Source organism: Lentzea albidocapillata (assembly GCF_000719115.1).
In the GTDB taxonomy this organism is placed as follows: Bacteria; Actinomycetota; Actinomycetes; order Mycobacteriales; family Pseudonocardiaceae; genus Lentzea; species Lentzea albidocapillata.
In genome coordinates, this window is sequence record NZ_JOEA01000001.1 from 110,989 (window position 1) to 123,595 (window position 12,607).

General features: G+C 68.7%; 10 protein-coding genes. 3 read left to right on the top strand and 7 right to left on the bottom strand.

What is annotated here, in order from left to right; translation table 11 throughout:
• The first annotated feature begins 56 nt into the window (after positions 1-56).
• Positions 57-683, top strand: coding sequence for a TetR/AcrR family transcriptional regulator (locus IG04_RS0100640; RefSeq protein ID WP_036013164.1), 627 nt, complete (start codon positions 57-59; stop codon positions 681-683).
• On the opposite strand, the gene IG04_RS0100645 is transcribed toward IG04_RS0100640, so the two are convergent.
• From IG04_RS0100645 to IG04_RS0100655, 3 genes are read right to left on the bottom strand one after another with little or no spacing between them, the layout of a single operon-like run.
• Positions 671-2,011 (bottom strand): dihydrolipoyl dehydrogenase family protein, encoded by a 1,341-nt coding sequence (locus IG04_RS0100645; RefSeq protein WP_030474497.1) that lies wholly within the window; start codon positions 2,009-2,011, stop codon positions 671-673. The two genes, IG04_RS0100640 and IG04_RS0100645, sit on opposite strands and share 13 nt — an antisense overlap.
• Before the next feature lie 21 nt (positions 2,012-2,032).
• On the bottom strand, positions 2,033-2,392 hold the full coding sequence (locus IG04_RS0100650) for a VOC family protein (protein WP_030474498.1): 360 nt from the start codon (positions 2,390-2,392) through the stop codon (positions 2,033-2,035).
• Between the two features lie 13 nt (positions 2,393-2,405).
• On the bottom strand, positions 2,406-3,641 hold the full coding sequence (locus IG04_RS0100655) for a hypothetical protein (RefSeq protein ID WP_030474499.1): 1,236 nt from the start codon (positions 3,639-3,641) through the stop codon (positions 2,406-2,408).
• 144 nt (positions 3,642-3,785) lie between these two features.
• Between IG04_RS0100655 and IG04_RS0100660 the strand changes: the two genes are divergently transcribed.
• On the top strand, positions 3,786-5,126 hold the full coding sequence (locus IG04_RS0100660) for a S8 family serine peptidase (protein ID WP_030474500.1): 1,341 nt from the start codon (positions 3,786-3,788) through the stop codon (positions 5,124-5,126).
• A 200-nt stretch (positions 5,127-5,326) separates the two neighbouring features.
• Entirely contained in the window at positions 5,327-5,830 is a 504-nt protein-coding gene (locus IG04_RS0100665; protein ID WP_030474501.1) for a DUF3145 domain-containing protein, read from the top strand.
• Positions 5,831-5,848: 18 nt separating this feature from the next.
• Here IG04_RS0100665 and IG04_RS0100670 read toward each other — a convergent pair whose 3' ends face one another.
• The 4 genes from IG04_RS0100670 to lanKC all read right to left on the bottom strand — a co-directional run bounded on the left by IG04_RS0100670 (position 5,849) and on the right by lanKC (position 12,086).
• Entirely contained in the window at positions 5,849-7,567 is a 1,719-nt protein-coding gene (locus IG04_RS0100670; protein WP_051768582.1) for an ABC transporter ATP-binding protein, read from the bottom strand.
• Positions 7,567-9,183: an ABC transporter ATP-binding protein gene (locus IG04_RS0100675; protein WP_030474503.1), complete on the bottom strand. Its 1,617-nt coding sequence runs from the start codon at positions 9,181-9,183 to the stop codon at positions 7,567-7,569. The genes IG04_RS0100670 and IG04_RS0100675 overlap by 1 nt, the downstream gene beginning before the upstream one ends.
• A 144-nt stretch (positions 9,184-9,327) precedes the next feature.
• The gene (locus IG04_RS46175; protein WP_090058697.1) at positions 9,328-9,492 is read right to left on the bottom strand and encodes a SapB/AmfS family lanthipeptide; all 165 of its coding nucleotides are present in this window, start codon (positions 9,490-9,492) and stop codon (positions 9,328-9,330) included.
• Positions 9,493-9,521: 29 nt separating this feature from the next.
• Positions 9,522-12,086 carry a class III lanthionine synthetase LanKC gene (gene lanKC, locus IG04_RS0100685; protein ID WP_030474504.1) on the bottom strand — a complete coding sequence of 855 codons (2,565 nt, stop codon included), beginning with the start codon at positions 12,084-12,086 and terminating at the stop codon, positions 9,522-9,524.
• Positions 12,087-12,607: the final 521 nt, after the last annotated feature.

Genomic DNA, 12,607 nt, shown 5'->3' on the forward strand with positions numbered 1-12,607 from the left:
TGGATAAAGATGTCGGCGTGCATGAAGATCCGGCAAAAGGCAGGTTAGCCAGGGTGATGCGTCGGCAGCCTGTGCAACAGCGTGGCGCGGCAACCGTTTCCGCGATCCTGGACGCTTGCGCGGGCCTGCTGAACGAATACGACTACGACGACATCACCACGGCTCGCATCGTCGATGTGGCCGGAGTGCCCATTGGTTCCTTCTATCAGTACTTTCCCGACAAAAGATCCGTTGTGCACACGCTGGCACTTCGCGGTATGGAGACCTATCTCCGCGAGGTGGAGGAGTTGTTCACCGCGGATCTGATCGCGGACACGTGGCGCGAGGCCATGACGCAGGTCGTCGCGGTGTACCTGCGGATGCTGCACGAGGTGCCCGGCTTCGGGCGGGTGCGGTTCAGCGACATGCTGGACAGCCACCGCCTCGACTCCAGCGTCGACCAGTACGAACTGATGGCCGAACGGCTGGCCGAGATGTTCGTCAACCGGTTCGGCGCCCACGGCGACGCCCCGGTGATGCTGACGTTCCGGATCGCCGTGCAGACCGCGGACGCGCTGTTCAAGCTCGCCGAACGAGTCGGCGAGGACGACCGCGCGTTCGTGGTCGGCACGGCGAACGAGCTGCTCGCCGGCATGCTCGGATCCGTGCTGGAACGACCTCAGGATCCGGTTCAAAGCCCGTAGGACTCGAGCAGCCGCAGCCAGACCTCGCTGATCGTCGGGTACGAGGGCACCGCGTGCCACAACCGGTCCACGGTGACCTCTCCGACGATCGCGACGGTTGCCGAGTGCAGCAGTTCGGCGACGTCCTGACCGACGAACGTGACGCCGACCAGCGTCCGCGTGCGCTCGTCCACGACCATCCGCGTCTTGCCCTTGTATCCGTCCGCGTGCAGCGACGACCCGGCGACGGCGATGTCCAGGTCGACGACCCTGACGTCACGCCCTGCCGCCCGTGCCTGCGCCGCGGTGTGCCCGACGAACGCCACCTCGGGGTCGGTGAACACGACCTGCGGCACCGCCACGTGGTCCGCCCAGGCCTGCCCGGCCGACCACTGCTTCGGCTCGAACCCGCGGGAACGCTCCAGGATCGCCGTGCCGGCCGCCCTCGCCTGGTACTTGCCCTGGTGCGTCAGCAACGCCCGGCCGGTGACGTCACCGGCCGCGTACAGCCAGCGTCCGTCCACGCCGGACACCAGGCCGGAGTCGTCGGTGCTCAGCGGCTTGCCGTCCTTGGTCGCGGGCACCCGCCCGGTGGCGACGAGGATCTCCGAGCCCCGCACGACCCGGCCGTCCTGCAACGTCAGCTCACCCGGTTTGATCGACGAGGCACGCCCGTTGAGCAGCACCTCGACGCCGTCCTCCCGCAGGCCCTCCACGACCAGCGGGCCGACGAACTCCTCGAACTTCGGCAGCGGCCGGTCGCCGGACACCACCAGCTTCACCTGCGAACCCAGTCGTGCCCACGCCTGCGCCATCTCGACACCGACGACGCCGCCGCCGAGCACGACGAGCGACTCCGGCACCTCCCGCGCCGACGTGGCTTCGCGCGAAGTCCACACCGGAGTGCCGGCGAGGCCTTCCAGCGGCGGCATCTTCGGCACGCTGCCGGCGCACACCACGACGGCCTGACGGGCGCGGTGGACCTCTCCGCCCACGGTGACCTCGCGCTCGCCGGTGACCTCACCGTCGCCGCGGATGACGTGGATGTTCTCCGACTCGGCCCACTTGACCTGGCCCGCGTCGTCCCAGTCGGAGGTGAAGCTCGTGCGCCGCGCGAGCACTTCCTTGGCGTCCAGCGAACCCGCGTTCACGCCCTGCACACGCCGGGCGGCCGCAAGCGCGTGACCGGGTCGCAGCAACGCCTTGGAAGGCATGCACGCCCAGTACGAGCACTCGCCGCCGACCAGTTCCTTCTCGATCATGGCGGTGGACAGGCCTCCGGCGGCCGTCCGCCAGGCCACGTTCTCACCTACGGGGCCACCACCGATGACGATGACGTCGAAGTCCATGGCGCCCACATTAGGCCTCGATCAAGAAAGCCACACGAGGCAGAAGGTGTGCCCCACCGGGTCCGAGTAGACCCTGAACGTGTCGTCGTTGTCCTTTTGCACCAGCTTCGCGCCGAGGGCCAGCGCCTTCGGCTCGGCCTCCTCGACGTCCTCGACCAGCACGTCGAGGTGGAACTGCTGCGAGCCGTGCGGATCGGGGAACGTCGGCGGCTGGTACTCGGGCGCGAGCTGGAACGCGAGCCGCGTGCCGTTCGCGACGATCACGACCCAGGTCTCGTCGTCGCCGGGAAGGCGTTCGGCGCCGAGCAGCTTCTCGTAGAACGACGCGAGCTCGGAGGGATTCGGGCAGTCAAGTACGACAGAACGAAGTTGTCCGACCATGCCCTCCACCTTGCTACCGGGTGGTGGGCAGCCGCAACGCCTGCTTGGCGATCGGGTCGAGCGACGGGTCGCCCGCACCGCCGGACCACACCGCGAACGCCAGCGTCACGTGGCTGCCCTTGGTGCCGTTCGCGAACGCCGCGCTCTCCAGCGGCTTGCCGTCCAGCCCGTGTACGCCGCCGGACCCCGGCAGCGCGACGACCGCGTGCAACGACTTGGCGCTGGGAGCGTCGTACAGGTCCATGTCCGCGACCATCACCGTCACCGGCTTGCCCTGCAGCGTCGTCTCGTACGTGGCGCGCAGCAGCACTCCGCAGTCGTTCGCGATCAGCCACGCCTTCACGTCGCCGAACGCGTGCGCCTGGCACTCCTGGTCCTTCTTCATCTCCTTCGGCACGAACGTCGTGCCGTCCACGACGATCGTCGTCGGCTGCGCCGAGGTCGGCGCGGGCGTCGCGTCGGCCGGCTTGTCGTCGCCGGGCAACGCCACCACGAGCCACACCACGAGGAGCAGCGCGAGCAGCGCGGCTCCCGTGAGGTAGGGCCAGGTCAGCTTGCCTGGCAAGCGTTTGCGGCCGATCGCCTGCCGCAGCTGGGCCTTGGGGATCAGCATCGTGCTGGCGGCCGCGAGGTCGGGGGAGACCGCGTCGCTGAAGCCCTCCGCGATGAACGCCCTCGCGTCCGGCGGCGAGCCGGTGTTCTGCAGGATCGCGAAGAGCTTCGCCGCGTGGTCCGCCGTGCAGGGCACCGTCGACGTCGCGAGTTCGCGGGCCGCACTGAGCACAGTGGACGGTTTGGGGTGCAGCACCCGCACACCGCGGTTGAGGTCGACCGTCGGCTGCACGACCTGGCCCACGAACGGGCCGACCGCCACGACCGTGCTGACCGGGAGCGGTTCCGCGCGCATCGCCTGGATCCGCTGCGCCACCGCGGTCGCCGCCGCCACAGCCTCCGTCGCCGGGTTCGCCGTGCCGTCCTTGGCGACGAGCGGCCAGCCGTCGATCTTCCACTGGCCGCCGAGCGGTGCCTCGAGTTTCACCCCGGGATCGGGCAGGTCGACGCCGACGATCACGAGAACGCCCTTGGGCAACACGACGATCGCGTCCAGTGGCATGGGGCAGTCCGGCGGTTGGACGCCGATCAGCGCGATACCACCCAGAACTCCGGTACCCGCGCCCCACGCCGTGAGGGCGGCACGGACGTCCGCCCCAATGGCCGAGGGTTCAGCGCCCAGACGGATCAGCCGCACGAGTCCCTACCTTTCCGCACGGGGGGACACCGTAGCGGTCCGGGGTCGCCCAAACGCAGTCGATCGAGTCATTCGGTGATGCCCGTCACCGATAAGTGGATCACTCGTTAGAGGGATTGCCTGCCAAATTTTCACGGAGGGTCCATGTACAAACGCGCTGCATCGCTCGCCGTACTGCTGGTGGCTGTCGCTTCCCCTGTCGCGACGGCCGCACCGGCCTCCACGGTCTACGTCCACGGAGCCGACATCGCCGCCGCGGAACAGGCGGTCGAGGCAGCCGGTCTGCAGAAGCTCACGAGCTTCCGCAAGATCGGCGTTGTAGCCGCGCGGGGCGACTCCGCGCAGATCTCCTCCGCCAGGGCCAAGGCGGGCGTGACGCGCGTCGAGGTCCAGAAACCGATCAGGTTCCTCGGCTCGACCTCGCACACCGCCACCCGCGGCCTGGACGCCCGCAACAGCCTCGGGCTCACCGGCGCGGGCGTGTCGGTCGCCGTGATCGACTCGGGTGTCGACCCGACGCACCCGTCGTTCGGCGGCCGGATCGTGCGCAACCTGAAGAGCCTGTGCCTGGACGGCTCGACGCAGACGAACTGCATCGTGCCGGTGCCGAACTTCCTCGACACCGACACCACGTCGCTGGGCGGCCACGGCACACACGTCACCGGCATCGCGATCGGCGGTGACGTGCAGACCACCGGCGGACCGGTGATCCGCGGCGCGGCGCCGGGCGCGAAGGGCGTCGTGATCTCGACCGGCGCGGCGATCCTCATCCTCGGCGCCGACGCGGCGCTGAACTGGGTGCTGGAGAACCACCGGGCTCCCTGCGGCGCCGGTGTGCCCGCCGCGACGTGCCCGCCGATCAAGGTGATCAACAACTCGTATGGTCCGTCTGGCGGCGGTGCGTTCGACCCTGGGTCGGTCACTGTCAAGCTGCAACGTCAGCTCGTGGCCGAAGGCGTCGTCGTGGTGTGGGCGAACGGCAACGACGGCGGCGATGGTTCAGCCAACCTGTCCAACCCGCCCGGTGTCGACCCGACCCCCGGCGTGATCTCGGTGGCCTCCTACAACGACCAGGAGACCGGTACCCGTGACGGAGCACTGTCCGACTTCTCGTCGCGCGGTCTCGCCGCGAACTCCGCGACGTGGCCGGACATCTCGGCGCCGGGCGAGAACATCGCCTCGTCCTGCCGGCTCTACCTGCCGATCTGCGCGACCGGCCTGAAGCCGCAGAACGGGCCGGGACTGCTCGACCTCGGCACGTTCAACACGATCAGCGGCACGTCGATGGCGGCACCGCACATCGCCGGGATCGTCGCACAGCTGTTCCAGGCCAAGCCCTCCGCGACCCCCGCCGACATCGAGCGGGCGCTGAAGTCGACGGCGTACAAGTACGGCACCGGCTACCAGCCGGCAGGCCCCTACACCTCGTCGTTCGACAAGGGCACGGGTCTAGTCGACGTGGTTGCCGCGGTAAACGCTCTGTAGATCACGATCAGGCATCACTCGGCCGGGAGATCGGGACTTAAGACCTGTATCTGACCCGGTCGGGTGATGATCGAGCTGGTTCTTATGGCGGACATGCCTCCAGTCGAGGCAGAATGCAGCGAACGGGTTTCACGGTGATCACCTCACACTCGGCAAAGGCGTAGGGGAAGACGTCCCTCGTCGAGTAGCGGAGGTCAGCAGTGAGCACCCGTGGCAGCACCAGTGGCGTGGTTTACGTCCACTCGTCGCCGTCTGCGGTCTGTCCGCACGTCGAGTGGGCGATCTCGGGCACCCTCGGTGTCCGGGTAGACCTCAGGTGGGCAGCGCAACCAGCGGCACCAGGCCAGTTGCGCGCCGAATGCGCATGGACCGGAGACGCCGGCACCGGCGCCAAACTCGTGGCTGCGCTGCGCGCGTGGCCCATGCTCCGGTTCGAGGTGACCGAAGAACCGTCCTCAGGTCAGGACGGCGAGCGTTTCTGCTTCGCGCCCGTTCTGGGGCTCTGGCACGCCAGAACCTCGGCCAACGGCGACATCGTCGTCAACGAGGACCAGCTGCGTTCACTCGCGGTGCGTGCTCGTGGCGGTGAATCCTTCGCGCACGGCGTCGACGAACTGCTCGGTGCCGCGTGGGACGACGCGCTGGAACCGTTCCGTCGCGCGGGCGACGGCGCTCCGGTGACGTGGCTGCACCGCGTCGGATGAGTCCTGAGTGGACCCCGCTCACCGTTTGGGCAGCGGGGTTTCTTCTCGGTGCGTGGGGTCCCAGGCCAGCATGAGCTGCCCGTAGAGCGCGGACGTCTTGAGCAGGTGCTCGTGGGTGCCGAGCAACGGCCTGCCGCCGTCCATGACCAGCACCCGGTTCGCTCGCAGCGCCGAGCTCAGCCGGTGCGCGATCACCACGAGAATTCCGTTCCGGCGCGCGAAAGCCCGTTCGACGCGGGCCTCGGCGGCGGGGTCCAGATGTGAGGTCGCCTCGTCGAGGATGACGACGCTCGCGGGCGTGACGTAGACCCGCGCGAGCGCCAGGAGTTGCGCCTCACCGGCGGAAAGTCCTTCCCCGCCGTGGCCGAGAGCCGCGTCCAGCCCGCCGATCCTGTCCAGAAGTGGTTTGGCGCCAACCTTTTTCACCGCCTCGACGAGGTCCTCGTCGGTCGCCCACGGCGCGAGAAGCGTGAGGTTCTCCCGCACAGTGCCGGTGAACAGGTAAGTCTCTTGCGGAATCAGCGCGATCGCGTGGTGCCGGACCGCCGGCGTCACCCGGTCGACGGGCGCGCCACCGAAGAGGACGGAGCCGTTGTCCGGTGCCATCAGGCCGGTGAGCAGACTGGCCATTGTGGACTTGCCGATGCCGGACGGGCCGACCACGGCCAGGTGGTCGCCGGGACGCAGGTCGAGCGACAGGCCGCGCACCACCGGTTCCGCGTCCGGGCTCCAGCCGAACGTGACGTCCCTCAGCACGAACTCGCCGTTGGACGGGATCTCGGTGCCCACGTCCCGGTCGGTGCGCGGTGCCGCTTCCTGAAGTCGTTTGAGCGCGACCATCAGTCGCATCACGACCGTGCTGGTGGTGCGGGCCAGGCCGTGCAGCGCGGGATTCACGCTGTTGGTCAGGTAGACGACGGCCGCCAGGACCGCACCCGTCGTGAGCTGACCGGACGCGACGAGCGGGGGAGCGAACGCGACCAGCAGGGCGATGGGCGCGAAGCCGCCCAGCGCGATCACCGTGGCGCGCAACGAGTTCGCCCACGCGACGGTGATCGTGGCCCTGGCCTGCAGGTCGATCTGCTTCGCGACGTCCCCGTAAGCCTCGGCGGACGCGTCGCAGGCGGCGACGTCACGCAGGCCGGTCAGCACCGCACCGGACGCTTCCGCCGTGTGTTCGTCCGCCATCACGGCGTCGCGTTGCCGTTTGGCCAGCGAGGGGAGCATCAGGCCGAAGAGGACCAACGCGGCCACGATCGGAAGTACGACCAGCCAGATCAGCGCGGCGGCCGTGGTCGCGACGCCGATGAGCGCGGCGAGCGTCGTGACCAGAAGGGCACGGGCCTGCACCAGAACGCCCGCGGTGGCGTCGCGGACCACCTCGACGTGCCGGGTGATCATGGCGACGGCGCTGGCGTCCGGTGTGCGGCGGTGCGTCGGGTCGTTCAGCACGCCGTTCACGACCCGTGTGACCAGGGCGTCGCGCATCGGTTCGACGACGGAGCCGAGCCGGGCGAACACCTGCCGTTGCCCCAGTGCGCCCACCACGGCGAGAGCGGCGAACGCGAGCAGCCACAGCACGCCGGCCAGCGGGTCCCCCGCCGCGAAGCCCTGGTCGACGGCGGTGCCGACGAACCTGCCGCCGAAGAACGCGGGAATGCCTTCGAGCAGGGACCAGCCGAGCAGGATCAGCACGCCTCTGCGATGTCCCGCCAGCGTCGAGAGGTAGAAACGCATCACTCGCCTCCGGTGAACACGGCTCGGTAGTCCTCGTCGTTCCACAGCTCATGGTGGGTACCGGTGCCCCTGATGCGGCCGCCTTCCAGCCACACCACGAGGTCTGCTCTCGCGGCCGTCGCCGGGCGGTGCGTCACGACGACCCGGGTCCGGCCGGGCAGCGCCGTGGTGAGCGCTTTGTCCACTTTGGCCTCGGTCACGGTGTCCAGACTCGCGGTGGCGTCGTCGAGCACGAGCACGTCGGGATCCCTGATGATCGCGCGGGCGAGGCCGATCCGTTGCGCCTCACCGCCGGACAGCGGGGCGTCGGCGACCGGCGTCTCGTAGCCCTGCGGGAGACGGATCAGCACGTCGTGCACCTGGGCGGCGACGGCCGCGTCCCTGACCTGGATCTCGTCCGCGTCCGTTCCATAGCCGATCGAACGGCCGATCGTGGCGCCCAGCAACGCGGGGCGTTCGAACGCGTACCCGACCGAGTCGTGGCCGGCCACCACCCCCGCGTCCACAGCGGACAGTCCGCCGAGCACCGCCGCCAGCGTCGACTTGCCCGCGCCGGAGCTGCCGACGATCGCGGCGAACGTGCCGGCCGGGATCATCAGGTCCACGTCGCGCAGGGCTTCACCGACGCTGACGCCCCGCAGTTCGATGACGCCGTTGGAGCGCTGGGGAACAGGGCGTCTCGGTGCTTTGGTGTCGAGGACCTCGGCGATCCTGGAGGCGGACGCGCGGGTCCGTTCGAGGACGGTCAGCTGGGTCATCTGGCCGACGATGCCCATGCCGAGCGCCGAGTAGCCGAGGGCGGCGAGCACGTCACCGGTGCTCAGCCTGCCTTCCATGACACCGAAACCGGCGGCGGTGAGCACCGCGACCTCGACGGCGGGCAGCAACAGCCCGGCCCGCCACATCATCTTCGCCTGGGTGCGCCACATGCCGGCGCCGGCCGCGGCGAGCCGGGGGAGTGGCTCCAGCACGCGGTCCGTCTCGCGGTCGGCGATGCCGGCGGACGCGATCGTGCGCAGACCGGACACCGAGTCGAGCAGCCGCGCGGACACCTCACCGGACACTTCCTGGTAGGTCATCACGTCGTCGGCGGTCATGCGCATGTGGGTACGGATCAGCAGGCCCGCCAGCGGGACGCTCACCACGAACACCGCCGCGAGCCGCCAGTCCAGCAACGCCAGCGCGACGACGGCGCCCGCCGAGGACACGGCGGTGACGACCAGCATGATCAGCGTGACCGCGACGCCGCCCGCGTTGCCGCAGTCACCCGTCACCCGGCTCACCGCGTCACCGGCGGCGAACGGGGAGGGGTGACCGAGGTCGAGGAGCTTTCCGGAGAGCTTGCGGCGCAGCCACGCCGTGGCACGGCTCGTGGTGCTCGCGGCGAGCACGATGCCGATCGCGTCACCGATGATCTCGGTCGCCGCCAGCAAAAGCAGCCACCCCACGGTGAACAGTACGAACGTGCCGCTCAGCGCCATGTCGACGGCGTCGGCGAGTGCGGCAGGGAGCAGCAGGCCACCGGTCGTGGCGACCGCGGCGTTGAGCATCAGCAACCACGGGCGGTGGTCGCGGCGGACGACGGAGAACAGCAGGGCGTCACCGGGTTTGGCCATCGGCTGTTCCTCCGGAGGGTCACGAGGGCGCATCATGAGGCAGGGCCCGACAGCTGGCCGGCTGCCGGGCCCTGCAGTCGGCGGGTGAGCGGCATACTTCGCCTATGCCGCTCACTCACCGCGGTGTTTCAGTTGAGGCGCAGATCAGCAGGCGAGCAGGCTGACGGTGCTGTGCGAGCACGGGAGCAGCAGCGACGCGTTGGACGCGGTCGTGGAGCCGCCGCCGCCACCGCCGCCGTGGCCCGACGCCATCGCGTTGCTCGGTGCCTCGGGGGTCTCGAGGTCCTGCATGTCGAGGATGAAGCCCATGACTGTCTCCTAGTTTCGAGGATCTCTTGCTACCGGTCCACGAGGACCGGGGCCTGGGCCCTTCCGAGGAAGGGGAGTGGTGGACGTTCGTCCACTGTGGAGGCGATGGCGAGCAGAACGCCCGCGCCGCCGGTGTTGAGGTCCATGGAGAGCCGGCGCAGCTGCACACCGGGGAAGGCGAGCCCTCCGCCGTAGCGCACCGCGTGCCAGCCGAGTGCCTTGAGGTGCTGCTGCACGGACCGTTCGAGGCGCTCGTCCGGCCGGTGCCGGGTCGCGTGCGCCAGCGTGGCCATCAGTCCCGCCCTGCCCAGCGTGAACGCGGGCTGGATGACGAACTCGCCGGTGCAGCCGCCGAGCAGCTCGGGAAGCTTGGCCACGCAGGGACGTTCCGGTGCGACCTTCGCGAACTCCGTGAGCACCAACGCGATTCCCGCACCGCCGATGCCGACGTACGGCAGGCTGCGGAACGTGCCGTCGCGCACCTGCAGCGATCCGTCCAGCGCGACCATCGTCTCGGCCAGGTCGCGTTCGAGCGCCTGTTCGGACAGGTCGAGCCAGCGCGGCTGCGCGGTGTGCTCGAACAGGCGCAGGAAGAACAACGCGGGACCCGACCAGCCGTGCAGCAGACCGGCCTTCGCCTTGTCACCGGGCGGTGGCGCCTGCTTCAGCTGCTTCGCGAGCCGTCCGGCCAGTTCCTCGGCCTGTGCGGCGAAGTTCTGGTCGTCACGCGACTCCGCGAAGTGCAGCAGGTTGAGGCCGATGCCGGACAGACCGGCGCTGAGCCCGTGGTCCTTTGTGGTGCGGACGAGCGGGACGTAGCTCTCGACGAGCTCGGTGGCGACGTCGTGGTGGCCGAAGTTCTCGAGCACGTGCGCGATGCCGTGCGCGCCGACGAAGAAGCCGGGTTGCTTCGGCGGGTCGGTGCGCACCGACCTGATCAGCCAGTCCTCGTGTTCGGGGTAACGGCCCTCGCCGCTCTGCGCGAGTGCGTGCAGCACGCCCGCGGCGCCGTGGCCGAAGCCCGCGCCCCCGGTCTCGAACTGCTCGATGTCGCCGGGGAACAGGCGGTCTTTCCGGTGCGGGGTCGCGCTGTGCAGGATCGCCGTGGCGATCTCCTTGCGCACGACCGTCCAGTCCGGGTGCTCGTCGTCGAACGCGGTGAACGCGGGATCGGCCGGCGGGTCGACGCGCGGCGTGAGCACGTCGAGGATCTGCCGCTGGTAGTCCTCGCTCAGGCCGAACCGCTCCGCGACGACGTGCACGTGCTGGCGCAGCTTGGCCGGCGCGAGCTCCAGCACCGCGTTGAGCGGCATGAAGATCCACAGCTTGAGCGCGGCCAGCGGGTAGGCGTCGATGTCGAAGCCCTCGCGGTCCTTCGGTGCCTGGAACCCCGGCGCGCCGAGCGTCGGCCGGTGCACGTCCTCGATGGTCGACGACAGCTCGAAGTCGATGAGCGAGACCTCGTCGTCCTCGCCGACCAGGATGTTCATCGTGTGCAGGTCGCCGAACACGACACCGCGTTCGTGCACCCGCGCCACCAGGTCCTCGACCTTGGCGATGAGCGCTTCGGCCCTGACGCGGTAGTTCCGGAGGAGCTCGCCGGTGGTGTCCCGGTGCGTCAACGGGTAGTTGTGGCCGAGCCACTGCCCGAGCGAACGCCCCGGCATGAACTCCATGGCCACGAACAGGTGCTCCCACTCCGTGAAGCGGTCGTACACCTCGGGAACTCCGTCGACACCGTGCAGCTTCGTGAGGATCTCGTGCTCGAGCTCCAGCCTCGCGACGGCGTCACGACCCTCGCGGTCGAGCCCGGCGTGCGGCCGCGCCTCCTTGAGCACGACCTCCCTGCCGTCGCTCTTGCGCGTCGCGAGGTAGACGCCACCGCCGTTGGAGAAGTGCAGTGAGCTCTTGATCTGGTACGGGAACTTGCCGGGGTCGCCGGCGTTGCGCTCGGCCAGGTGCGGCTTCAGGAAGGCGGGCAGCTCGATCCACTCGGGGAGGCTGAACACCGGCTTGCGCCTGTCCGCGACGAGCTCGCCGTCCGGCCCCGCGATCGCGAGCACCTGCTGCCCGTCGACCTCGAGCCACTGCTCGGCGAACCCGCCGTAGCGCACGTACAGCGGCCCCTTGCCGAAGCGCAGGTCGCTCAGGATGTAGGCCCCGTGCTCACCGTCGAGCACCCGCGCCAGCTCGGTGCAGATCGTCTCGAGCTGCTCGGTGTCCTTCGGGTAGATCGTGATCAGCTTGCCGCTGCCGTCCCGGGGCGCGTACTTCGAGTTCCGGGCCAGCACGATCGAGATCGTCTGCAGGTACTTGAAGGGAATTCGCCGGTCGACGCAGTAGTCGAAAGTGGCCTTCAGTACCTGGCCGGCGTTGTCGAGACCGGCGGAAACGTGGATCTTCCACCCTTGGTTGGGAAGCTGCACCCCGGACGGGTGGTGGTGTCGCCACACGTTGCGCTCAACCGTCGTCCAGTCAGGTGGGAGCGCGGGGAGTTCGGTCGAAAAGTCGTCCTTGGGAGTGCTTTCGGTGCTGCTCTGCAGATCGTAGAACAGCCGATCGGCGAAGCAGTACGCCTCGTATCTGAGGTCCACCGAATTCCCCTCCCTGACTCGTTTTCGTTTTCTTTGACGCCGCATATTCCCGCACAATCTCGCGCCTATGGGGAATCCGCCGTTCGAGTCATATGGGTAACCCGTTCGTGTCCGAAAGACCGGTGGTTACCGGCGCGTATGTGACTTGCCGTGATGAGGTTTGGGCCCATCTCACCCGGTTGAGATGTTTGCTCAAATGTGCCTGGGCGAGGCTGTGTCGTAGTCTCGCTAAACGGCACTGTGGCGTTCCTGATCTTGTGTGCCTCTGAGCTGCGGTATTCCAGGCGGAGCTCGATGTATAGTCAGGTGGTTGCGAACGTCGTGTACGCGCTGTGTCGACTGCTCTTTCCGGGTGAAGCCATAATTGGCTGCTATTGCGTGTTTGATACGGCCGAATGGCGGTGCGGAGTCCCCCATTGGCACTCATTCGTAGGATTAGATTGGTACTCGCCTCTTGTGTAGCAAACATTGTCTTGCTACATCCAACTCGCTAAATCCTGGTGTGATGTAATCGTTCGAGT